This window comes from Caulobacter sp. FW305-C-30-S16, assembly GCF_058783025.1.
In genome coordinates, this window is record NZ_JBYSYH010000002.1 from 125,345 (window position 1) to 146,877 (window position 21,533).

Sequence of the window (21,533 nt, forward strand, 5' to 3'; positions counted from 1 at the left end):
TGTTGATGGCGTCCTGTAATCCCCTGAATGTCCTGATTGTTGAAGACGAAGTGTTGCTGGCCGCCGAGCTGGGCTTTCTCATCGGCGAAGTTGGCTGCGTTGAGGTCGGCCACGCCATGACCTCGCAGGAGGCGGTCGCCATGGCCCGCGAACTGCGCCCGGATCTGGCCCTTGTCGATGTGCACCTGAGCGATGGCCCGACGGGTATCGACGTGGCGCGCTGTATTGCGCACGACTGCGGCGGGGTCGCCCTGTTCATGACCGCCAACGTCCGCCGTCTGCCTGATGACTTCGCCGGCGCCTGTGGCGTGATCGGCAAGCCCTATTCCGAGCACGGTGTGAAGATGGCCCTGGTCTATCTGGACGCCTGTCTCAGAGAGGGCCGGGCCCCCGGGATGCCGCCCGCCGGCCTGCAACTGGCGCCGGCGTGGGCCGAGCGCTGGGGCGTGCACGACATGCCCCGCTCGGCGTGAGCCCCGTCTGGATCAATGCCGTCGGCGCCGGCGCCGCCCTCTGTTCGATGGCCAGCTTTACGCCGCAGATCCTGAAAATCTGGCGCGAGCGCGACGCCTCCTCGGTGTCGCTGCGGATGTGGCTGCTGACGGTGGCAGGGTTCATCCTGTGGACGTCCTACGGCGTGATGCTGGGCAGCTGGCCGGTGGCGGTGTCGAACGCGGTCTGTCTGGTCGCCAGCGGCGTTATCCTCGGCCTGAAGTGGAAATTCAGAGAGGCTTAACCACGCCTCTCAACCGTCCCTACATCGGCCGTCGGCATAGTCGCGGCATGGACCTGTTCGCACCCGCCCTGCGCCTGCGCCTCCTCGGAGGCGATGTCGACCCCGTCACGCCGGCCGAGATGCTGGCGGCCACGGAGGTGTTCGTCGCCGGCGGCGGCACGGCGGTGATCGCTAACCACAACAGTCACAGCCTGTTCCTGCTTCAGCGGACCCCGGCCTTGCGCGCCTTCTTCGAGGACGCTGAGCTGACCCAGATCGACAGCCTGCCGATGATCCTGTGGGGTCGCCTGATGGGGCTGAAGGTCGGGCGTGAGCACCGCTCGACCTATCTCGACTGGCGTGAGGACTTCTGGAGCCTGGCCCGCGAGCGCGGCTGGCGCGTGTTCCATGTCGGCGGCGCGCCGGACGTGGGCGAGCGGGCGGCGGCGGAAATCCGCCGGCGGCATCCGGGCGTGAACCTGGCCGTCCACGACGGCTTCTTCGACATCGCCCCGCAGAGCGCCGACAGCATCGCCCTGCGCCGGGACATCGCCGCCTTTGATCCCGACATCATCCTCGTCGGCATGGGCATGCCGCGCCAGGAGGACTGGATCGCGGCCAACCGGCAACTGATCGGCCGTGGCGTGTTCTTCCCCGTTGGCGCCGCCTTCGACTACGAGGCGGGCGTGCAGAGCGCTGCACCGCGCTGGACAGGCCGGCTGGGGATCGAGTGGCTCTACCGCCTGCTTTCCCAGCCCAAACGTCTGGCCTTCCGCTACCTGGTCGAGCCCTGGTTCCTGGCCCCTGCCGCGCTTGCCGACGTCGGCGCGCGGTTCAACCGCCGCTAGCGGACAGAACCGCTGGTCCCTGATATTCGTCACAACGAATTGCCAGGGGGCCTTCCATGATTGAACGCCAGCTCGACATCCCGACCCGGGATGGCGCGACCACTACCTTCATCGTCCATCCCGAGCGGGAAGGGCCCCATCCGGTCCTCCTGTTCTTCATGGACGCTCCGGCCATCCGCGAAGAGTTGCGCGACATGGCCCGACGGCTGGCGACCAGCGGCTACTACGTGATGCTGCCCAACCTCTACTATCGCGCCGGGGTGATGGAGCTGGGGACCCTGTCGCCGGACCCGAACGATCCGGGGCGGGCGCGGATGTTCGAGCTGATGAACAGCCTTTCGATCCCGCTGGTGATGAGCGACGCCGAGGCGCTGCTGACGTTCGCCGACGCGGACCCCGCCGCCTGGAGCCGGACCGTCGGGACGGTCGGCTACTGCATGAGTGGTCCCTACGCGATCGCCGCGGCCGCCCGCTTCCGTGACAGGGTCAAGGCCGCAGCCTCGATCCACGGCGTCTCGCTGATGACCGACCAACCCGACAGCCCGCATCTGCTGGCCCGCCAGACGGACGCCGAGCTCTATTTCGGCTGCGCCCAGATCGATCGCTGGTTCCCGGAGGAGAGCATCGCGCCCCTGCGCGATGATCTGGCCGCCAACGGGGTCAAGGCGGAGGTCGAGCTCTGCCCGGGCGTCGAGCACGGCTACGTCTTTCCCCAGCGCGCGGCCTACGACAAGGCGGCGTCCGAGCGGCACTGGGAGCGGATCCTGGCGCTGTTCCGGCGCCGGTTGCGCTGAGCGAAATTTTGTCGGGGCGGGCGCCGGTCGTTCGTCATCCTGACGACCCACCCTTCCAAGGAGACCCGACCATGCGTTTCATGATGCTGATGATCCCCGGCGGCTACGAGTCGGCCGGCCCTGAACTCGACCTGCCCGTCGACGACGTCGAGAAGATGATGGCCTACAACCAGTCTCTGGTGGACGCCGGCATCCTGCGCAACGCCGAGGGTCTGCACCCGCCGGCGGTGGGCAAGCGCGTGTCGTTCAAGGGTGGCAAGCCCCTGATCACCGACGGCCCGTTCGCGGAGTCCAAGGAAGCGCTGGGCGGCTTCTGGATCATCGAGGTCGGCTCGCTGGAAGAGGCCACGGCCTGGGCCGCCCGATGCCCCGCCCAGGAGAACGAGGTGATCGAGATCCGCCGAATCCAGGAGATGGAAGACTTCTCCGCCGAGGTCCAGGAGGCCGCCAAGGGCCTCGATCTCGAGGGCAGCGGCTGGTCCCGCGCCTGAGCCGACAAGGCGGCGGACCCGGGAGGCCGGGAGGAGCCCAGGGCCGCGCGCGTATTGAGGAAATCCGGTGCTTGCCGCAACGACAGGCGTGCAGTGTAAACTGCGCGCCTGTATTTCTGTGGCGCTGAACGGCCCTTTGGCGTATGATGCCAAAGTCGAATATCGTTCTGGTTCGGTTGCTCACTCAGCTTGGTCTTCGGATCGGGCGCCGGGCCTCCCGCGTTCCTTTCCGACAATTTGATCGTGCGGCGCCTGACCCGGTCCGCGCGTCCTCAAGCAGATCAAGACCATGTCCACTGTTCAACGCGCCTATGCCCTGGCCCGGTCCGGCCAGTTCCGCGATGTCGATGTCCTCAAGGACCGGCTGAAGGCGGAAGGCTGCCGCGCGGTCGACGCCCTGCTCGCGGCCCGCTCTATCCGCAAGCATCTTGAGGCGATCTGCGCCGCCACCTTCAAGCCGCCCGTCGAGGCGGCCCCCGAGACTCCGACGCCGACTCCGCCGCCGGAATGATCCGGGCGCATCAGCCCGCACCCCGAAAGATTCATGAACGATATTCTGAAAACCGGTTTCGCTGACCGGCTCAAGACGGCCTCGGCCGCCAAACAGGCGATGCTCGCCAAGATTAAGCCCAAGGCTACCGTCACCGATCCGCTGTATGCGGAGCGCGCGGCGATGAAGGCCGCCGAGCTGGAAAAGGTCCGTCTCGAACGCGCTGAAGCCAAGGCCGCCGCGAAGCAGGCCCTGGCCGACGCCGAGGAGGCCGCCCGCCTCGCTGAAGCGGCCCGTGCCGAAGCCGACCTCGACGCCCGCCGTGGCGAGCGCAAGGAACGCAAGGCGCTGACCAAGGCCGAGCAGAAGGCCGCCCGAGACGCCAAGTACGCCGCCCGCAAGGCGCGGCAGTAGTTTCAGACCCTGACGGGAGATCGCCGCCATGGCCCGCAAGCCCAACTATAATTTCGAACGCAGCGAACGCGAGCGTCTCAAGGCCGTGAAGGCCGCCGAGAAGGCCGAGGCCAAGCGCCGCGCGCGTGAACTGGGCCAGCCGGAAGCTCCGGCCGAGCCTGAGGACGAAGACGAGTAACGACCATGCAGACCGCCACCATTTTCAATCTCGAGACCGTTCCGCTGGATGACGAGGTGTTCGCCGATTGCGAGTTCCGCGAATGCCGGATGGTCTACAGCGGTGGCAAGCCGCCGGTGTTCGACAACTGCCGCTTCGACGCCTGCGACTGGCGCTTCGATGACTCGGCGGCCCGCACGCTCGCGCATCTGAAGGTCATCTGGGCCGCCGGCGGCAAGGCCCAGGTCCAGGCCATGATCAAGGAAATCACCGGCGGCGGCGGGAAGTAGTCGTTACGCCAGCATCAGGCTGTGGTCCGCCTGCTTGCGCACCACGATGTCCGCCTCGTCCCGCGCCTTGATGATGTGTTCGCGCAGGTTCGGCAGGTTCATCTGCGTCCAGACCATTGACCGGGCGAAGGCCTCGGCCTCCGGCGCCGTCATGGATCGGAACCGTGCGTAGAACGACGTCGGGTCGGACTCCGCCGCCCGCCAGAAATCCATGAACCGGGCGGCGAACCAGTCCTCGAGATGGGCCTCGTCGGCGTCGATGTAGACCAGCAGGTCCAGGCCCCGCGGCCGCGGCGTCAGGCCGAGCCCCTCGACGATCAGGATGTCCGGCCGGCTCACCGCCCGGCTGAGGGCCGGGTCGATGTCATAGATGACATGGGAGTAGCCCGGGACCGTCACCGGCCCCGCCCGCACGCCCTCGAGCACCGCGGCCAGGCCTTCGACGTCATAGGTCTCGGGATATCCCTTGCGCATCAGCGTCCCGCGCCCGGTCAGCACGGCGTTGGGAAACAGGAAGCCGTCGGTCGAGACCACCTCGACCCGCAAGGCCGGCTCCAGCGTCGCCTTCAACGCCGCACAGAGGGTGCTCTTGCCGGCCGCCACCGAGCCGGTGACGCCGACGATCAGGACCGCGCCGGGCGAAGCCCCGTCCGCGATCCGCCGCGCGAGCTCCGGCAGGCTCATGGCGCTCAGGCGTGCGCCTTGACCGGGGGCTCCGAATAGGAGGCCCCGGCCGTGAGCATCTCGTCGGGAATGGCCAGCATCTTCAGGTAGGCCTCCTTCGGATAGGCCATGTGCGGCTTGTCCTCGGCATAGGCCGGCTGCGGCACGGGGCTGGGACCGGTGTAGGGCGCCGGCGCCTTGAACCGCTCGGCCTCGGCGTCGTCGATCCCGGCCTTGGCCAGCACCGCCGGGTCGATCCACAGCTTCGGGTCGATGCCGCCCGTGGCCGTGGCCACTTCCAGCGTCATATGGTCGGGACCGGCAAAATAGATCGACTGGCACATGCCGTGGTCGATCGGGCCGATGACGTTGACGCCGTGGCTGCGGATCCGGTCGCGCATGGCGATCAGGTCCTCCAGCGTGTCCGCCCGGAAGGCCAGGTGCTGCAGCGTCCCCGCCGCGCTGGGCAGGGCGCCGTTGCCCGCATGGGTCTCGCCCAGCTTGATCGGGATCTTGTCGACGTCGGGCAGCTGGACGATCGAGAAATAGCTGTGCTCGTTCATCCGCAGGAAGGCGTGCAGCCCTCCCGGCACGCCGTGCATGTCGAACAGCGCCACCAGCGGGCAGCCCATCACCTCGGAGAAGAAGGCGATGTGTTTCTTGATGTCCCCGGCCATGAAGGCCAGGTGATGGATGCCGGAAGGTTGCTGGGACATGGTCGTTTCCTTGACTCTGCGTCCTGAATTCCGGACTCAGAAACCAGAAACAACAGCCCCCGGCAAGCGGGCGAACAGGCGACGTAGGGGAACCCCATGAGCATTGTCCGCGAACCCTACGGCTTCGCCTACGCCGAGAAGAGCCGGCTCAAGGAGACCTACGGCGGGCCCGAGGGGCGGGTGTTCATCGAATGCATGCGCATCCGGCCGGAGGCGGGCGAGTCGAAGACGGCGCTGCTGTTCAGCCATCCGATCGGCGGGGGATCCTTCCTGCCGCTGGTCACCGCCCTGGCCCACGCCGGCCACCATGTCATCTACTGCAACCCGCGCTACCGCGGGAACGACACGGCCCTGATCCTCGAGAAGTGCGTGACGGATCTCGGCGCCTGCATCGCCGACCTGAAGAAGCGCTTCGGCTACGAGAAGGTCGTCCTCGGCGGCTGGTCGGGGGGCGGCTCACTGTCGCTGTTCTACCAGGAGCAGGCGGTCCATCCGACGATCACGCAGACCCCCGCGGGCGACCCGATCGACCTCGCCGCCGCGAACCTGCAGCCGGCCGACGGCATCATGCTGCTGGCGGCGCACATCAGCCGCTCGGTGACCATGACCGAGTGGCTCGACCCCTCGATCCTCGATGAGGACAGACCCTTCGAGCGTGATCCGTCGCTGAACATCTACGACCCGGCCTGCCCGGACCAGCCGCCCTACAGCGACGCCTTCGTCGCCCGCTTCCGCGAGGCCCAGATCGCCCGCAACCGCCGCATCACCGCCCGCGCGAAGGCGACCCTGGCCGAGCTGAAGAAGACCGACCCGGACATGGAGCGGCCGTTCGTCGTCTACGGCACCATGAGCGACGTGCGCTGGACCGACCCGACACAGGATCCCTCCGACCGCAAGCCCTACACCTGCTATCTCGGCGACCCGCGGATCGTGAACGACGGGCCGGTGGGCCTCGGCCGCTTCACCACCCTGCGCTCGTGGCTGTCGCAGTGGAGCTACGACGAGAGCCGCGCCCACGGCCTGAAGAACGCCGCCAACGTGACCTGTCCGACCCTGGTGATCAGCAACACCGCCGACCTCGCCTGCACCCCCAGCCACGCCGCGCGGCTCTTTGAGGCCCTGGCCTCGGACGACAAGACCTTCGTCGAGGTCAAGGACGCCGACCACTACTACATCGAACGCTACGACCTGCTGCCGGAGGCGGTGAAGGCGGTGGGCGACTGGCTGGCGGCGCGAGGGTTCTAGGAGATCGCTCCCCTCTGGCAGGGGAAGAAATGGCGCGCCCGGAACGATTCGAACGTCCGACCCTCAGATTCGTAGTCTGATGCTCTATCCAGCTGAGCTACGGGCGCGCATTTCGCGGGGGGCGTCTAGGCCTCCTGCAAGGGCGCGGAACCTAGTCGGGGTCCGGGGGAAAGGCAAGCGCTCCGCTGACCTTTTTCAGCGGGCCGCGAGAGAGCGCCAGTCGGGGGTGTCGCAGCCGGGCCAGGCGACGGCTTCGTGGACGCCGCGGGCGATGGCGCGCGCGAGGCAGTCGGCGGCCAGGGCGCCGATGCGGGCGACCTGCCGGTCGGGGGCGTCGCCCAGCGGAATGCGGCCCGTGGAGAGGGCGAAGACCACGTCGCCGTCGAACGGGGTGTGAACCGGGCGGATCGCCTGCGCCATGCCGGCCTGGGCCATGATCGCCACCCGTTTGGCCTGGACCGGGGTCAGGATCGCGTCCGTCGCGACGCAGGCGATGGTGGTGTTCTCGCGCACGCCGGGGTTCATCTTGGCCAGGCCCCAGTCGTCGGCGCCGATCGGCAGGCCGGCGGGCGAGCGGCCGCCGAACTCGCCGTCGATCTCGAACAGCGAGGCCCAGAAGGTCAGGCCGTCGCCGCCGACGACGGAGCCGAAGCTGTTGACCCCGGCGATGGCGCCGACGGTGTAGCCGTCCGGGGTGACGATGGAGGCCGAGCCGGTGCCGCCCTTCAGCTGGCCGGCCTTTGCGCCATAGCCGCAGCCGGCGACGCCGAGGGCGACGTCCAGTCCGGCCGCCTTTGCCGCCTCGATGCCGAGCCGGCGGTAGGGCGGCTCGAGGCCCCAGGCCTTGTCGCCGCCGTTGGCCATGTCGAACAGGATCGCCGCCGGCACGATCGGCGCGACCGGGACGTCCGGCCGAACGGAAACAGGATAGCCGCGGCGCTGCGCGCCCAGCCAGGCGGCCACGCCGTCGCCGGCGGCCAGGCCATACATCGAGCCGCCGGACAGCACGACGGCGTCCACGCGACCGCCCACGAGGTTTTCGGGATCCAGCGCGTCGGTCTCGCGGGTGCCGGGGCCGCCGCCGCGCACGTCGACGGCGCAGACGGCCCGCTCGGTCGGCAGGATGACCGTCACGCCCGTGCGGACCACCTCGTCCTGCGCCTGGCCGACCGTCAGGCCGGGGACGTCGGTGATCAGGTTGCGGGGGCCGGGGCGCGCCTTTTCCATGCCGTTCGAGTGGCACGACCTCCGGAACTTGTCCATGCGTGGGGGTTTCCCTTCGGCGTACGGCCCCTATGCTGCCGCGGCCTTGTCCGGAGTTCGCATGCGCCTCGTCAGTCTTCTCGCCGCCCTTCTGCTGGGCGGGTGTTCGCTGTTGCCGAAGGAGGCCGCCGCGCCGCCGCGCCCGGGTTCGGCCGCCATGGTGGTCACGGCCAATCCGCTGGCGACGGAAGCGGGGCTGAGAGTCCTGCGCGAGGGCGGGAGCGCCGTTGACGCGGCCGTGGCCGTACAGGCGGTGCTCAGCCTGGTCGAGCCGCAGAGCTCGGGCATCGGCGGCGGCGCTTTCATGGTCTACTACGACGCCGCCGCGAAGAAGGTCACCGCCTACGACGGTCGCGAGACGGCGCCGGCGGCCGCGACCGACGCGCTGTTCCTCGGCCCGGACGGCAAGCCGCTGCCGTTCGTGAAGGCGCTGCTCAGTGGCCGGTCGACGGGCGTCCCGGGCGTGGTCGCCATGCTGGCGCTGGCGCACAGGGACCACGGCGTAAGGCCCTGGTCGACGCTGTTCACGGACGGCGAGCGGCTGGCCGACGAAGGCTTCATCATCAGCCCGCGCCTCGCCGGCATGATCGCCGGACCCTTTCCGCAGGCCGCAACGCCTGACAGCCGCAAGTACTTCAGCAAGGCCGACGGCGCCCGGATGGTGGCCGGAGACCTGCTGCGCAATCCCGATTACGCCGCCACCCTGCGCCGGCTGGCCGCCGACGGGCCCGACGCGCTGTATGAAGGCCCCATCGCCGAGGCGATCGTCGCCCGTCTGGGTGAGGGCGACCTGCCCGGGTCGATGACGGTCGCGGACATCCGCGCATATCGTCCGGCCTCGGACGCGGCCCTGTGCCGGCCCTACCGGATCTATGTCGTCTGCACCGCCAACCCGCCGTCGAGCGGCGTGGGCCTGCTGCAGGGGCTGATGCTGCTGGAGCGGACCGATATCGCCACGCGGGGGCCGACCGATCCGATCGGCTGGCTGCGGTTCGCCCAGGTTCAGCGGCTGATGTACGCCGACCGCGACCGGTTCGTCGGCGACGTCGACGTGCCCGTGAAGGGGCTGCTGAAGCCCGCCTACGTCGACAGCCGGGCCGCCCTGATCGGTGAGCGGCTGGGCGCCGCGCCGAAGGCCGGCAATCCGGATGGCGCCGGCGTGCGCGGTCCGGATCGCACGGTTGAGCCGGGCGGCACCTCGCACTTCGTCATCGTCGATGCGAAGGGCAACGTCGTCTCGATGACCACCACCGTCGAAAGCATCTTCGGCTCGGGCCGGATGGTCGGCGGCTTCTTCCTGAACAATCAGCTGACCGATTTCAGCTTCTCGCCGAAGGACCCCGACGGGGCTCCGGCGGCCAACGCGGTGGGGCCGGGCAAGCGGCCGCGCTCGTCGATGTCGCCGGTCATCGTGCTGGACCGTCAGGGGCGGCTGGTGGCGGCCCTCGGCTCGCCCGGCGGCCCGTCGATCATCGCCTATAACCTGAAGGCCCTGGTGGGCCTCCTGGACTGGCGCCTGACGCTGCAGGAGGCGTTCAACCTGCCCAACCTCATCGCGCGCGGCGATCGTATCTCCAGCGAGCCGGCACTGTACGCCCCCGGCGTGGTCGACGGGCTACAGGCGTTGGGGCTGACCTTCAGCAACACCGGCGGCGAGAACTCCGGCCTCCACGGCGTCGTCGTCACGCCGCAAGGCCTCGTCGGCGCCGCCGATCCCCGCCGCGAGGGCGTGGCGAAGGGGCTCTAGGCGCGGACGGAAAGGTTCAGGCGTCCATCTTCTTCCGGCGCGCGCGTTTGGGTCTGGCCGGCGCATCCTCGACGACGCCGGGCAGGGTCAGTTCGAAGACCGTGCCCTCGGCCGTGGACCGGACCAGCGTCAGGTCGCCGCCGTGGGCCTGGGCCAGTTCGCGGGAGATGGCGAGGCCCAGACCCGTGCCGCCGCGCCGCGCGGAACCCGAGAAGGGCTGAAACAGGTTGGACATCGCCCGTTCCGGCAGGCCCGGGCCGTCGTCGGACAGGCGCAGCGTGCTGACGCCGCCATCGCGGGTCAGGGCGGCCTGGACGCGGCCCGCGCGGGCGGGATCCTTGTCCTGGATCGCCTCGCGGGCGTTGCGCAGCAGGTTGACCAGGATCCGGTGCAGCTGGTCGGCGTCGGCCAGCACCGCATCGCCCGCGTCGATCCCGGTTTCGAGGCGCACGCCGCTTTCGCTGAGGCCCGCGTCCTCGGCGGCGGCGTCCAGCGCCGCCAGCAGCAGCGTGGGCCGGGCTTCCGGCGCGGCCTCGGCCGACTTGCCGTAGGCCAGTACGTCCGTGGCCAGGGTCACCGCCCGGTCCAGCGCCCGCTCGAGCCGGGGCATGGCCTGGGCCACCTTGGGGTCGCCGATCTCCGCCAGCCGGTCCGAGGCGATCTGGGCGCTGGTCAGCATGTTGCGCAGGTCGTGATTGATCTTGGCCACGGCCTCGCCGAGCTGGGCCAGCCGGGCGCGGGAGGAGAGGGCGGCCAGCAGGTCAATCTGCATCCGCTCCAGCTCGACCTCGGCGCGGCCGATCTCGTCGCGGCGGCGGGACGGCGTGACACGCGCGGCCGGGTCGTTCGGGTCGGCGCGGAACCGCTCCATCGCGCGGGTGATCCGCTGCATCGGCTGCACGAGGAAGGCGTTCAGGGCCAGATAGACGGCGAGGCCCGCCAGCAGGGCGACGAACAGCGTCACCAGCATCAGCTGGCCCAGATAGCCCAGCAGCGCCTCGCGCAGCGGCGCGTCCGGGGTGACGATCTCGACGAACTCGCCGGAGCGGAAGCGCGGTTCGGCGATCACCCGGACCATGCGGCCCTCGCCCCCGAACAGGGTCTGGAACGGCGCCGACATCCAGCTGAGCGGGTTCTGGTTGCGCATGTCGACGAGGTAGGGCGTGCGCAGGTCGCGCGGGGCGGCGAGGATCAGCCGTCGCATGCCGTCTGTCTGGATCGCCACCGAGACGACGCCGGCCTGTTCCAGCAGCTGCTGGCGGACCGGGGCGGTGACGCGGCGGGCGGGGTCGGCCTCGGCGATGGTCGAGGCCAGTTCCGCGGCGCGGATGCGGTCGAGCAGCCACTGCTCCTCGAACGCGGCCAGGGTGGCGGGAAACACGAACAGCGCCGCGCCGGCGACGAACAGGGCGGTGAGGACCAGCAGGCGCGCGGACAGGCCGCCGGGCCAAAGCCAGCGCCGCGATGGCTGGTTCCGGGGTCCGGTCGTCTCCGTCTCGGGCGGCGGGGCGTCGACCATGGATATGGGTTACTTCACGTCCGACAGCAGGGCAACGCGGCGACAGTTCGCGCGACGCGCGAAAAGTGCAAGACGGCGTGACGGTCCCGGGGCGTGGACGCCGGCGTATTGGGCGACGGTCGCGGTCATCCCGCGCCGATCGCCTCGTGAACGGACGCGAAGCCCTCGGCGCGCAGACGGGCGGCCAGGTCCTGTTTCACCCGGGTGACCAGGCCCGGACCCTCGAAGACCATCGCTGAATAGAGTTGCACCGCGCTGGCCCCGGCGCGGATCTTGGCCAGCGCATCGGCTCCAGAGGCGACGCCGCCGGCGCCGATCAGGGTGAGGCCCGGGCTGTTGGCGGCATGGAAGCGGGCGAGCATGGCCGTGGACAGGGTCATCAGCGGCGGGCCGGACAGGCCGCCGGTCTCGGCCTTCTGCGGGTCACGCAGGGTGTCCGGCCGCGAAATGGTCGTGTTGGAAACGATGATCCCCTGAAGGCCGAAGGCGGCGACCGTCTCGACGATGGTCTCGACCTCGCCGTCCTCGAGGTCGGGGGCGACCTTGAGAAAGACCGGATAGTCGCCGGCCAGCGCCGCCCGCGCCTCGGCCAGACGTCCCAGAAGCTCCTCCAGCGCCGCGCGCGTCTGCAGCGCGCGCAGGCCGGGGGTGTTGGGCGAGGAGATGTTGACCGTGAACCAGTCCGACAGACCCCAGAGCCGTTGCAGGCCCTGCACGTAGTCGCCGATGCGATCGGCGGACTCCTTGTTGGCGCCGATGTTGGCGCCGACAGGTCCGGCCTTGCGCCGACGGGCCAGGTTGGTCGCGAAGGCGCCCAGACCCGCGTTGTTGAACCCCATCCGGTTGATGACCGCGCGATCCTCGCTGAGACGAAACAGCCGCGGGCGCGGATTGCCGGCCTGGGGCAGCGGCGTGACCGTGCCGCATTCCACGAAACCGAACCCGGCCCGCAGCATGGCGGCCGACGCCTCGGCGTTCTTGTCGAAGCCCGCCGCCAGCCCGATCGGCGAAGCCAGCGGAATGCCGGCCAGGCTGGTGGTGAGAATGGGGTCGTCGGGCGTGCTGTCGACAGGGCCGAGACCGAGCTTCAGGCCGAGCAGGGTGGCGGTGTGGGCGTCTTCGGGGTCGAGGACGTGGAGGGCGCGGGCGAGGGAGTCGTGAAGGGTCACGCCTTCAACCCCGTCAGCAACGGAACCCCGCCCTCATCCAGTTCCACAGGCATGGCTTCCACGGCCAGGGCCGTCGGCAGCGGGCCATACAGGTGGGGAAACAGGTCGCCGCCGCGGGAGGGCTCCCACTTCAGCCCGGCGCCCAGCGCTTCGGCCTCGAACGCGACCGCCACCAGGCCCTCGACGCCGGCGAAGTATTTGCGGCCGGTCTCCTGCGCCTGGGCGGCGGTGGAGAAGTGGATGAAGCCGTCGGCGATATCGACGGGCGAGCCGTGGAACACGCCCGCATCCGACGCCGCCAGCCACTCGGGGCGGGTCAGCAGCTTGTAGATCCGCGTCACTCGCCGCCGCCCCCGCCGTGATCGGCGGCGTAAAACAGACCATCGTAGGAGGGCCGGCCGGCGGCATCGAAGGTGAAGGCTGCGACCGTGGCGGTGGGGAAGCGGCTTTCGGCGCGCGCGATCAGCGCCGAACCCGCGCCGCCTTCGCGCAGCAACCCGATGGTCAGGGCGTGCATGCCGGGATTGTGCCCTACGACCATCACCGTGTCGTGCTCCTCGCCGGCGGCCTCGGCCTCGAACAGGATGCGCCCGGCCTCGGCGTTGTAGAGACCGGCCAGGGCGCGCGTCTGCGCGTTCGGGAACGCCGCCGAGACCTCGCGCCAGGTCTCCTGGGTGCGCCGCGCGGTGGAGACCACGCCGATGTCGGGAACCAGGCCTTCATCGGCCAGCAGGCGGCCCATCAGGGCGGCGTCGGTGAGGCCGCGCTCGGCCAGGGCGCGCGAGAAGTCGCCGGCGGGACTGGACCGTTCTGCCTTGGCGTGGCGCATGAGGATCAGGCGTTTCATCGGCTCCCTCATACCTGCGCGAACCCTGCGCCGGAAGGCGCCGGTTGACAGTCGCGGCCCGTGGCGGTCCAACGCGCGGCATGACCCTCGAGGCGACGCGCGACATTGAGCAAAACGGCGGCATCTGGCGGTTTCCCGCCGGCCAGCCGCTGTTGCTCGATTCCGGCGCGCGTATCGACGGACTGGAGGTCGCCTGGTCCAGCTATGGCAAGCTCAACGCCGACAAATCCAACGCCGTCCTGATCTGCCACGCCCTGACGCTCGACCAGCATGTCGCCGCGGTCCATCCGGTGACCGGCAAGCCCGGCTGGTGGACGCGGCTGGTGGGGCCGGGCAAGCCGCTGGATCCCGCGCGGCACTTCATCGTCTGCGCCAATGTGGTCGGCGGCTGCCAGGGCACCACGGGACCGGGCTCGATCAATCCGGCGACCGGTAGGCCCTGGGGTCTGACCTTCCCGGTCATCACCATCGCCGACATGGTCCGGGCCCAGGCGATGCTGGTCGAGGCCATGGGGATCGAGACCCTGCTGGCCGTCGTCGGGGGATCGATGGGCGGCATGCAGGTGCTGCAGTGGGCGGCGGATTATCCCGAGCGGATGTTCAGCGCCGTCTGCGTGGCCTCCGCCGCACGGCACAGCGCCCAGAACATCGCCTTCCACGAGGTCGGCCGCCAGGCGATCATGGCTGATCCCGAATGGCGCGGCGGCGACTATGCCCACCACGGCGCCCGGCCCGAGAAGGGGCTGGCCGTCGCGCGGATGGCCGCGCACATCACCTATCTGTCCGAGACGGCCCTGCAGCGGAAGTTCGGCCGCGAGTTGCAACGCGACGGCCTGAGCTGGGGTTTCGACGCCGACTTCCAGGTGGAGAGCTATCTGCGCCACCAGGGGGCCGCGTTCGTCGACCGTTTCGACGCCAACAGCTACCTCTACATCACCCGGGCGATGGACTATTTCGACCTGGCCGCATCGCACGGCGGCGTGCTGGCCGAGGCGTTCGGCAGGGCCAAGCACATCCGGTTCTGCGTGCTGTCCTTCACCTCCGACTGGCTCTACCCGACGGCCGAGAGCCGGCACATCGTGCGGGCCCTGAACGCCGCCGGCGCGCGGGCCAGCTTCGTCGAGATCGAGAGCGACAAGGGCCATGACGCGTTCCTGCTGGACGAACCGGTGATGGACTCGGCCCTGGCCGGGTTCCTCGATTCCGTCGACTCGGCGCGGGGGCTGAAATGACCGGCATCCGCGAGGACTTCCGCGAGATCCTGCGGCTGGTGCGGCCCGGCGCGCGGGTGCTCGACGTCGGCTGTGGCGGCGGCGAGCTGCTCGAGCTGCTGGCGCGGGAGAAACAGGCCGACGGCCGTGGCGTCGAGATCAGCCCGCAGGGTGTCTCCGCCTGCCTGGCGCGGGGCCTGGCCGTGATGCAGGGGGACGCGGACCGCGACCTCGACCAGTTTCCTACCGGCGCGTTCGACTACGCCGTGCTGTCCCAGACGCTGCAGGCGACGCGCAACCCGAGACAGGTGCTCAGCGAATTGCTGCGGATCGCCGACCGGGCCGTCGTCAGCTTCCCGAACTTCGGCCACTGGCGGGTGCGCTGGTCGCTGCTGAGCCGGGGCCGTATGCCGGAGACGCGGTCGCTGCCGGAGCCTTGGTGGTCGACGCCCAATATCCACCTCTGCACCCTGGCCGACTTCAACGCGCTGGTGGCCGATCTGGATGTGCGGATCGAGGCCTGCGCGGCGCTGTCGGAGGGTCACCCGGCCCGGCCGATGAACCCGGACAGCGTGATCGAGAACTGGCGGGCCGAAGCCGCGCTGTTCCTGCTGGCGCGGCGAAACGCCGACCCTGTGGAACCGGAAGCCCCGTCCCGCGATCTCTTTGGTGGATGAAGCTTCGCCTGATGACATGGAACGTCCACCGCTGCGTGGGCGTGGACCGAAAACTCGATGTGGAACGGGTGGCCGACGTCATCGCGAGCTGCCGGGCCGACATCGTCGCGCTGCAGGAGCTGGACGTCGGTCGGATGCGCACCCGCAGCGTCGACCAGGCGCACCGGCTGGCCGAGCTGCTGAAGATGCGCTCGCACTTTCACCCGGCGATCACGGTGGAGGGCGAGCGCTATGGCGACGCCATCCTGACCGCGTTGCCGGAGCGGCTGGTGAAGACAGGCGCCTTGCCGGGCCTGCCGAAGATCAAGGCGCTGGAGCCGCGCGGCGCATTGTGGGTCGCGGTGGATATCGGCGGCGTCGAGCTGCAGGTGATCAACACCCATCTGGGACTGGTTCCCCGCGAGCAGCAGGTTCAGGTCGCTGAACTGTTGGGCGAGCGCTGGCTGGGGGCGGAGGGCTTCACGCCGCCGGCGGTGCTGCTCGGCGACTTCAATGCCCTGCCGGTGTCGCAGACCTACCGGATGCTGACCGCCGTGCTGCGCGACGCGCAGGAGGGGCGGGGCAAGGCGACGACGGCGACCTTTCCCTCCGGCTTTCCGATCCTGCGCATCGACCATGTCTTCCTGGCCGGCGACATCACCGTCACCGGCGTGGAGTCGCCGTTTGATCCGCGGTCGCGGGCGGCGTCGGATCATCTGCCGCTGATTGTGGAGCTGGAGGTTGCGGCGCCGTCGCCGTGATCATGGCCTTCTGGGCCTCGAGCCGCTTGCGGCGGATCCACGGTCGCCAGGCGTCTGACGGCGCGATCGGGTCGCCGAGACACCAGGCGGTGATGAAGCGCTCGATCGGGCCCAGCGGCCGGGGCTCCATGGGCTTCAGCCGGCGAGGCGCGCCGTCCAGCCGGTCGATGGCGGCGGCCAGGCTGCCCGTCTGACGGATCGCCGCCTCGGTCTCCGGCAGGCTACGCCCGAGATAGTGGCCGATCAGCAGGTTGCGGAAGGTCTCGATGGTCTCGCGCGCCATCTCGCCCGCCTGGCCGTCCCGGACCTCGAAGGCGAGGTCCAGCTCGCTGTCCAGGCCGTTTGAACGGTTGTTGAGATTGGCCGAACCGATCCGCAGGAAGCGGTCGTCGATGATCGTCACCTTGGAATGGACGATGATCTGTTTGCCTGCCCGGGTGCGGGCCGTCAGGGCGCGGAAGCGGCCGTGGACGTCTGCCGCCGTCAATCTGTCGATGGCCGAGATCCGGGCGCTGTCCATGGCCAGCCGGTCGAAGAAGCTGGGGCTGGAGGCCGGGCCGATGACCAGCACCTCCGGCCCGTCCGTCTCGGCCAGTCGTCGCGACAGCGCCTCCACCACCGTCGGCGATGTCAGATACTGGTTCTCGATGTAGATCGTCCGCCGGGCCGCCGCGATCGAGGCGAGGTGCAGGCGCAGGCCTTCCATGATCTCCGGCTGGCCCTTCCAGCCGGGCATGGTCCGCACGAGGCTGACGTCATGGCCGATCAGGTCCGGCGTCACCGAGACCGGCCAGGGCGACTCCGTGGAGACATCCGTTTCGGGCAGCTCCAGCCGACCGCCGCCGGCGCCGGACCAGCGGTCCGCGAACAGCCGGGCGCAGTCCTGCGCCGCGGGTCCTTCGATCATCACCGAGACATCGTGGCGGGCCGGATAGCGGTGCAGGTTCGGCAGGCGGCGGTGTGGGTCGCGGTCGTTGTGGTCGCAGGTGTCCCAGCGGTCAGCGCCGAGGTCCCCGCCGCTGACGAAGGCCACCCGCCCGTCGATGATCAGCGCCTTCTGGTGATGGCAGGCGCTGGCGGGCAGGGTGGAATCGAGCCGGAACTTGACCTTCGAACCGACAAATTCGGCCAGCGCCCGCTGCGGCGCAAAGCCCTGCGAGGCGTTGATCGGAAAGGGCATGTCCCAGGCCAGAACCCGCACATCGAGGCCCGGATGGAGGGCCGCCATGCGCCGAAGCAACAGGCCCAGCCGGTCAGCGGTCGCCGGATCGCCACTGCGGGCGACCTGATCGGGCTGCAGGCGAGTGAGCGGGTCAAACACCCAGGCCAGCAGCCAGATCGACCGCCGCGCCTGCTTCATGGCGGCTTTCACGGCGGTGAAATAGTCCGCGCCGTCCACGAGGAACGCCAGCGCATCGGCCTTTGCCGTCCGCCAGCAGGTATCGCCGTCACGAAGAATGTCCGTCATGCCGCCCCGGGTGCCGTTCAGGGCATCAACGCGCAGACTTTCGGGCGGCTCCCTAGCCGGCGATCGCCGCGGCGCCGGTTTCGCCGGTGCGGATGCGCAGGACCTGGTCGAGGTCCATGACGAACACCTTGCCGTCGCCGATCTTGCCGGTGTTCGCCGTACGGACAATGGCGTCGAGGATCGCCTGGACCACATCGTCCGGCGCGGCGATCTCGAGCTTCACCTTGGGCAGCAGCTTCACCTCGTATTCGGCGCCGCGATAGACCTCGGTCTTGCCCTTCTGCCGGCCGTAGCCGCGCACCTCGGTGACGGTCAGACCCGAGGCGCCGGCCTCCGTCACCCCGTCGAGCACGGCGTCCAGTCGGCTGGGCTTGATGATGGCGACGATCATTTTCATGGCGGCGGCTCCGGTCGGGCGTCGGCGTGGCGAAAGGCCAAGCTAGGGCGAAACTGGTCCGGCCGCCAAGGGGTCTTGCTGCATTGCGGCATCCGGTGACCGCCCGGCGGGCGCCGGAGGGACGGGAACCAGCGTTCCCGGCGCAAAAACCCTGGCCCTGGCGCGCACGCCCTTGGGTTTCACCGCGAACGTCTGCTTGACCGCCTCCATCAGGATCACCCCGCCCAGCGGCGGCCAGAGCCAGGCGCCGATCTGCTCGAACCCTTCGGCCCAGCGCGCGGTCCAGGTGAACGGCGGCGCATAGAGGGCGCGGGTCCAGCCGGACGGCTCCAGGTCAGCATCGCGCAGCACCCGCTCCAGCTGGGCGCGGCTCCACGGCCGGCCGTGGCCGAAGGGGGTGCCCTCGGCGTTGGACCAAAGGCCGTTGCGGGCCGCGACCGCGACGATCACCCGGCCGGACGGCGCCAGCACGCGACAGACCTCGGTCATCAGTCCCACCGCGTCATCGGCCTCTTCCAGCGCATGCACGCAGAGCACGCGATCAAACAGGGCGTTGGTCAGGGGCAGGGCCGTCTCGTGACCGATGCAGGCGAGGTTGCGGCCGACGGCCGGCCAGACCTCGACCCCCTGGGTCGCCGGCATCATCGCCACCGTGCGGCGGGCGCGGTCGCGGAACTGTTCGAGGTAGGGCGTGGGATAGCCGACGCCGAGGATATCGAGCCCGCGCGGATCGCCCCAGGCCTCGGCCACCTTGCGGCCGACCATCTCCCGCGCCGCCCGGCCACGGGCGGAGGCGTAGAAAGCCCTCAGTTCCAGAACGTCGCGGCGCATTCGCGCTCCCGTTTCGAGTCGCTGTCAATGTAGGGTGGCGATGTCCCCGCCGTCACTGCCCGAGGCCGTCATGACTCTCACCGTCCACCAGTTTCCCTGCCTGTCCGACAACTACGGCTTCCTGATCCGGGACGACGCGACCGGCCAGGCGGCCTGTATCGATACGCCGGACGCCGCCGCCATCCTGCGCGAGCTGAAGGCGCTGGGCTGGAGGCTGACCCATATCCTCAACACCCACTGGCACCCGGACCACGCCGGCGGCAACGCGGAGATCAAGGCGGCCACCGGCTGCCAGGTGGTCGGCCCGGCCGAAGTCGAGCGGCTCGGGACCGCGCCGGACCGGGTCGTCGATGACGGTGACGTGGTGATGCTCGGCGAAACCTGCTTCGAGGTGATCAACACGGGCGGCCATACGCTCGGACACATCACCTTTCACGATGCGGCCGACCAGATCGCCTTCGTCGGCGACACCCTGTTCGCGCTGGGCTGCGGCCGGCTGTTCGAGGGCACGCCGCAGCAGATGTGGACCAGTCTCGCAAAGCTCACGGCGTTGCCGGACGCCACGGCCGTCTACTGCGCGCACGAATACACCGCCTCGAACGCCCGCTTCGCCCTGTCGGTGGACGCGGATCCGGCGCTGAAGGCCCGGGCGGACGCGATCTTTGCCGCCCGCGAGAAGGGCGAATGGACGGTGCCGACCAGCATCGGCCTGGAGAAGGCGACCAACCCCTTCCTGCGCGCGCCGTTGCTGCGGCCCGACATCGCCGATCCGGCGGAGGCGTTCGGGGCGGTGCGGGCGGCCAAGGACAGCTTCAAGGGATGACGGCCGCCGAGGTTATCGCCCTGCTCGAACTCGCACCGCATCCCGAAGGCGGCTGGTACCGCCAGACCTTCCGCGACACGGCTGGACCCGAAGGGCGCGGGGCCTCGACGGCGATCTACTTCCTGCTGGAGGCCGGTCAGGAGAGCCGCTGGCACCGCGTGGACGCGGCCGAGGTCTGGCATTTTCACGCCGGGGCGCCGCTGCTGCTGACGATCGGGGCCGCGGAGCACCGGCTGGGAGCGGATCTGGCCGCCGGCGAACGGCCTCAGGCTGTCGTGCCGACCGGCGTCTGGCAAAAGGCGCGCTCGCTGGGGGACTGGACGCTGGTGGGCTGCACCGTCGCGCCGGGCTTCGACTTCGCCGGCTTCGAGATGGCGCCGGAGGGCTGGGAGCCGCCTACTTCGTCGTGACGAACGCGATCCGTTCGGAGGACGGGCGTCCGGCCACGCCGAGCGCCGGGCTGACCACCACCAGCAGGGTGCCGGCGCGCAGGGCGACTTCGGGGCGGCGCCCCTCGACGATGATCACCCGCTGAATCCTCGACATCAGGGCCGCGCCGTCAGGCCGGCGTGAGACCCGCTCGATGGCCATGACCGTCAGGATCGCGGCGTCCGCGATCAGCGTCGAGGAGACGGGCGTGGCCTCGGACTCGAAACTGATCCGGTGGCGGGCCAGCCGGCTGGCCCGGGTGCTGGCGGCGAGCAGCACGCGCAACAGATCGACCGGGCCGATCGCCTTCAGCCGGATCGGCGGCGAGGCGCCGGCCAGCGACGCCGAGGCGCCGGCCGGCTGCTTGCCGGTGAACAGCGTCAGGCCGCCGACGCGGGTGGCCCGCAACAGCACCTGGCCGATGTCGTTCTTGTAGATGACGTCGCCGCGCGGCCCGATCTGCGGCTGCAACACCCAGATCTCGGGGCTGTTCTCGAACCGCAGCAGGGTGCGTTCGTTCGAGCGATCCAGGATGAAGCCTTCGCCGGTCTCGGCGACATAGCGGGCCACCGGCGGCGCCTGACGCTGGCCTTCGGCCGGGCGCTCGGGGAACAGGAAGTCCTTGAGCGAGTCCTGCGCCGCCGCCGGCGCCGCCGCGCCGAAGCACAGCAGGGTCAGCGTCGCCGCGACAGTCGCCGCGACCGCAGGAAACCGGATTTCGGTACGCGCCATCCCCTCGGTTCTGCACCGTGACTGGGGCGATTCTTGGACGGGTTCGGAACGCGGGGCAAGATCGGGGACATGCACTTCAGTGCATGTCCCCGCAGAACATCAGCTCGCCAGGTACTGGCCGCCGTTGAGCGTGAAGGTCGCGCCCGTCACGAAGCCCGCGCGTTCGCCGGCGAGGTAGGAGACCATGTCGGCGATCTCTTCGCCCTTGCCGAGGCGGCCGACGGGGATGCCCGCGACGATACCGGCCAGGACGTTCTCAGGCACGCCGGCGACCATGTCGGTGTCGATGTAGCCCGGGCAGATCACGTTGACGGTGATGCCCTTCTTGGCGTTCTCGAGCGCCAGCGCCTTGGTGAAGCCGATCAGGCCGGCCTTGGCGGCTGAGTAGTTGGTCTGGCCGACCTGGCCCTTCTGGCCGTTGATCGAGCTGATGTTGATGACCCGGCCCCAGTTGCGCTCGCGCATGCCCTCGATGACCGGACGGGTCATGTTGAAGGCGCTGTCCATGTTCACGCGGATGACCTCGCTCCACTGCTCGTAGGTCATCTTGTGGAAGAAGCCGTCGCGGGTGATGCCGGCGTTGTTGACCAGCACCTCGATCGGGCCGAGCGCGTCCTCGACTGCCTTCACCGCGCGGGCGCAGTCCTCGAAGTTGCCGACGTTGCCCTTGACCACCTGGACGCCGAGTTCCTCGGCGGTCTCGGCGGCGGCCTTGTCATTGCCCGAATAGCCGGCGGCGACCTTCATGCCGTCGGCCTTCAGCCGCTCGACGATCGCCTTGCCGATGCCGCGGGTCCCGCCCGTGACGAATGCAACCCTGCTCATGCGCTTCTTCCCTGCAGAAAGTGTTTGTTTTT

At 69.7% G+C, this 21,533-nt stretch carries 28 protein-coding genes and 1 tRNA gene; 16 read left to right on the plus strand and 13 right to left on the minus strand.

Annotated features, from left to right (window positions below; all coding sequences use genetic code 11):
• Positions 1 to 5 precede the first annotated feature (5 nt).
• The 9 genes from AC3WJT_RS07585 (at position 6) to AC3WJT_RS07625 (ending at position 4,199) form a co-directional block, all read left to right on the plus strand.
• Positions 6 to 473 carry a response regulator gene (locus AC3WJT_RS07585; RefSeq protein WP_492342498.1) on the plus strand — a complete coding sequence of 156 codons (468 nt, stop codon included), beginning with the start codon at positions 6 to 8 and terminating at the stop codon, positions 471 to 473.
• On the plus strand, positions 470 to 736 hold the full coding sequence (locus AC3WJT_RS07590) for a SemiSWEET family sugar transporter (RefSeq protein ID WP_492342499.1): 267 nt from the start codon (positions 470 to 472) through the stop codon (positions 734 to 736). The genes AC3WJT_RS07585 and AC3WJT_RS07590 overlap by 4 nt, the downstream gene beginning before the upstream one ends.
• Before the next feature lie 47 nt (positions 737 to 783).
• Entirely contained in the window at positions 784 to 1,563 is a 780-nt protein-coding gene (locus tag AC3WJT_RS07595) for a WecB/TagA/CpsF family glycosyltransferase (RefSeq protein WP_492342500.1), read from the plus strand.
• Between the two features lie 56 nt (positions 1,564 to 1,619).
• Complete coding sequence (locus AC3WJT_RS07600) at positions 1,620 to 2,357, plus strand: dienelactone hydrolase family protein (RefSeq protein WP_492342501.1); 738 nt, start codon at positions 1,620 to 1,622, stop codon at positions 2,355 to 2,357.
• Positions 2,358 to 2,428: 71 nt separating this feature from the next.
• Complete coding sequence (locus AC3WJT_RS07605; protein WP_492342502.1) at positions 2,429 to 2,848, plus strand: YciI family protein; 420 nt, start codon at positions 2,429 to 2,431, stop codon at positions 2,846 to 2,848.
• A 289-nt stretch (positions 2,849 to 3,137) separates the two neighbouring features.
• Entirely contained in the window at positions 3,138 to 3,359 is a 222-nt protein-coding gene (locus tag AC3WJT_RS07610; protein WP_492342503.1) for a hypothetical protein, read from the plus strand.
• A 33-nt stretch (positions 3,360 to 3,392) separates the two neighbouring features.
• Positions 3,393 to 3,752 carry a DUF6481 family protein gene (locus AC3WJT_RS07615; protein ID WP_492342504.1) on the plus strand — a complete coding sequence of 120 codons (360 nt, stop codon included), beginning with the start codon at positions 3,393 to 3,395 and terminating at the stop codon, positions 3,750 to 3,752.
• A 28-nt stretch (positions 3,753 to 3,780) separates the two neighbouring features.
• Positions 3,781 to 3,930, plus strand: coding sequence for a hypothetical protein (locus tag AC3WJT_RS07620; RefSeq protein WP_492342505.1), 150 nt, complete (start codon positions 3,781 to 3,783; stop codon positions 3,928 to 3,930).
• A gap of 5 nt (positions 3,931 to 3,935) precedes the next feature.
• Positions 3,936 to 4,199, plus strand: a complete 264-nt coding sequence (locus AC3WJT_RS07625; protein WP_492342506.1) for a hypothetical protein — start codon at positions 3,936 to 3,938, stop codon at positions 4,197 to 4,199.
• Positions 4,200 to 4,202: 3 nt separating this feature from the next.
• Here the strand turns inward: AC3WJT_RS07625 and AC3WJT_RS07630 are convergent, their stop codons facing one another.
• Positions 4,203 to 4,883: a type I pantothenate kinase gene (locus tag AC3WJT_RS07630; protein ID WP_492342507.1), complete on the minus strand. Its 681-nt coding sequence runs from the start codon at positions 4,881 to 4,883 to the stop codon at positions 4,203 to 4,205.
• A 5-nt stretch (positions 4,884 to 4,888) separates the two neighbouring features.
• Complete coding sequence (locus AC3WJT_RS07635) at positions 4,889 to 5,578, minus strand: VOC family protein (protein ID WP_492342508.1); 690 nt, start codon at positions 5,576 to 5,578, stop codon at positions 4,889 to 4,891.
• Positions 5,579 to 5,674: 96 nt separating this feature from the next.
• On the opposite strand from AC3WJT_RS07635, the gene AC3WJT_RS07640 reads away from it, so the two are divergent.
• A complete protein-coding gene (locus tag AC3WJT_RS07640; protein ID WP_492342509.1) occupies positions 5,675 to 6,823 on the plus strand; it encodes an alpha/beta hydrolase family protein in 1,149 nt (382 codons plus the stop codon).
• A gap of 30 nt (positions 6,824 to 6,853) precedes the next feature.
• Here the strand turns inward: AC3WJT_RS07640 and AC3WJT_RS07645 are convergent.
• Positions 6,854 to 6,930, minus strand: a tRNA-Arg gene (locus AC3WJT_RS07645).
• 88 nt (positions 6,931 to 7,018) lie between these two features.
• Entirely contained in the window at positions 7,019 to 8,086 is a 1,068-nt protein-coding gene (locus AC3WJT_RS07650; RefSeq protein WP_492342510.1) for a P1 family peptidase, read from the minus strand.
• Between the two features lie 61 nt (positions 8,087 to 8,147).
• On the opposite strand from AC3WJT_RS07650, the gene AC3WJT_RS07655 reads away from it, so the two are divergent.
• The gene (locus AC3WJT_RS07655) at positions 8,148 to 9,833 is read left to right on the plus strand and encodes a gamma-glutamyltransferase family protein (protein WP_492342511.1); all 1,686 of its coding nucleotides are present in this window, start codon (positions 8,148 to 8,150) and stop codon (positions 9,831 to 9,833) included.
• A 16-nt stretch (positions 9,834 to 9,849) separates the two neighbouring features.
• On the opposite strand, the gene AC3WJT_RS07660 is transcribed toward AC3WJT_RS07655, so the two are convergent.
• From AC3WJT_RS07660 to AC3WJT_RS07675, 4 genes are all read right to left on the minus strand, one after another.
• On the minus strand, positions 9,850 to 11,352 hold the full coding sequence (locus AC3WJT_RS07660; RefSeq protein ID WP_492342512.1) for a sensor histidine kinase: 1,503 nt from the start codon (positions 11,350 to 11,352) through the stop codon (positions 9,850 to 9,852).
• Positions 11,353 to 11,477: 125 nt separating this feature from the next.
• Positions 11,478 to 12,521 carry a quinone-dependent dihydroorotate dehydrogenase gene (locus tag AC3WJT_RS07665; RefSeq protein WP_492342513.1) on the minus strand — a complete coding sequence of 348 codons (1,044 nt, stop codon included), beginning with the start codon at positions 12,519 to 12,521 and terminating at the stop codon, positions 11,478 to 11,480.
• Positions 12,518 to 12,862: a DUF952 domain-containing protein gene (locus AC3WJT_RS07670; protein ID WP_492342514.1), complete on the minus strand. Its 345-nt coding sequence runs from the start codon at positions 12,860 to 12,862 to the stop codon at positions 12,518 to 12,520. The genes AC3WJT_RS07665 and AC3WJT_RS07670 overlap by 4 nt, the downstream gene beginning before the upstream one ends.
• The gene (locus AC3WJT_RS07675) at positions 12,859 to 13,368 is read right to left on the minus strand and encodes a SixA phosphatase family protein (protein ID WP_492342515.1); all 510 of its coding nucleotides are present in this window, start codon (positions 13,366 to 13,368) and stop codon (positions 12,859 to 12,861) included. The genes AC3WJT_RS07670 and AC3WJT_RS07675 overlap by 4 nt, the downstream gene beginning before the upstream one ends.
• Before the next feature lie 80 nt (positions 13,369 to 13,448).
• On the opposite strand from AC3WJT_RS07675, the gene metX reads away from it, so the two are divergent.
• The 3 genes from metX to AC3WJT_RS07690 are packed head-to-tail and all read left to right on the plus strand — an operon-like array spanning position 13,449 to position 15,996.
• Positions 13,449 to 14,600, plus strand: coding sequence for a homoserine O-acetyltransferase MetX (metX, locus tag AC3WJT_RS07680; RefSeq protein ID WP_492342516.1), 1,152 nt, complete (start codon positions 13,449 to 13,451; stop codon positions 14,598 to 14,600).
• Positions 14,597 to 15,256, plus strand: coding sequence for a methionine biosynthesis protein MetW (gene metW / locus AC3WJT_RS07685; RefSeq protein WP_492342517.1), 660 nt, complete (start codon positions 14,597 to 14,599; stop codon positions 15,254 to 15,256). Before metX ends, metW begins: the two co-directional genes overlap by 4 nt.
• Before the next feature lie 11 nt (positions 15,257 to 15,267).
• Entirely contained in the window at positions 15,268 to 15,996 is a 729-nt protein-coding gene (locus AC3WJT_RS07690; protein ID WP_492342518.1) for an endonuclease/exonuclease/phosphatase family protein, read from the plus strand.
• Here AC3WJT_RS07690 and AC3WJT_RS07695 read toward each other — a convergent pair.
• Genes AC3WJT_RS07695 through AC3WJT_RS07705 form a run of 3 tightly spaced genes read right to left on the minus strand, consistent with a single transcriptional unit; the run spans position 15,899 to position 18,692 of the window.
• Positions 15,899 to 17,464: a phospholipase D-like domain-containing protein gene (locus AC3WJT_RS07695; RefSeq protein ID WP_492342519.1), complete on the minus strand. Its 1,566-nt coding sequence runs from the start codon at positions 17,462 to 17,464 to the stop codon at positions 15,899 to 15,901. The genes AC3WJT_RS07690 and AC3WJT_RS07695 overlap by 98 nt on opposite strands.
• Before the next feature lie 52 nt (positions 17,465 to 17,516).
• Positions 17,517 to 17,861 carry a P-II family nitrogen regulator gene (locus AC3WJT_RS07700; protein ID WP_492342520.1) on the minus strand — a complete coding sequence of 115 codons (345 nt, stop codon included), beginning with the start codon at positions 17,859 to 17,861 and terminating at the stop codon, positions 17,517 to 17,519.
• 42 nt (positions 17,862 to 17,903) lie between these two features.
• Entirely contained in the window at positions 17,904 to 18,692 is a 789-nt protein-coding gene (locus tag AC3WJT_RS07705; RefSeq protein ID WP_492342521.1) for a class I SAM-dependent methyltransferase, read from the minus strand.
• 70 nt (positions 18,693 to 18,762) lie between these two features.
• On the opposite strand from AC3WJT_RS07705, the gene gloB reads away from it, so the two are divergent.
• Together gloB and AC3WJT_RS07715 are read left to right on the plus strand one after the other, a co-directional pair.
• Positions 18,763 to 19,515 (plus strand): hydroxyacylglutathione hydrolase, encoded by a 753-nt coding sequence (gene gloB, locus AC3WJT_RS07710; protein WP_492342522.1) that lies wholly within the window; start codon positions 18,763 to 18,765, stop codon positions 19,513 to 19,515.
• A complete protein-coding gene (locus AC3WJT_RS07715; protein ID WP_492342523.1) occupies positions 19,512 to 19,925 on the plus strand; it encodes a cupin domain-containing protein in 414 nt (137 codons plus the stop codon). The genes gloB and AC3WJT_RS07715 overlap by 4 nt, the downstream gene beginning before the upstream one ends.
• Here the strand turns inward: AC3WJT_RS07715 and AC3WJT_RS07720 are convergent.
• Positions 19,912 to 20,676, minus strand: a complete 765-nt coding sequence (locus tag AC3WJT_RS07720; protein ID WP_492342524.1) for a DUF4908 domain-containing protein — start codon at positions 20,674 to 20,676, stop codon at positions 19,912 to 19,914. The genes AC3WJT_RS07715 and AC3WJT_RS07720 overlap by 14 nt on opposite strands.
• Before the next feature lie 99 nt (positions 20,677 to 20,775).
• On the minus strand, positions 20,776 to 21,501 hold the full coding sequence (phbB, locus tag AC3WJT_RS07725) for an acetoacetyl-CoA reductase (protein WP_492342525.1): 726 nt from the start codon (positions 21,499 to 21,501) through the stop codon (positions 20,776 to 20,778).
• Between the last annotated feature and the right edge of the window lie 32 nt (positions 21,502 to 21,533).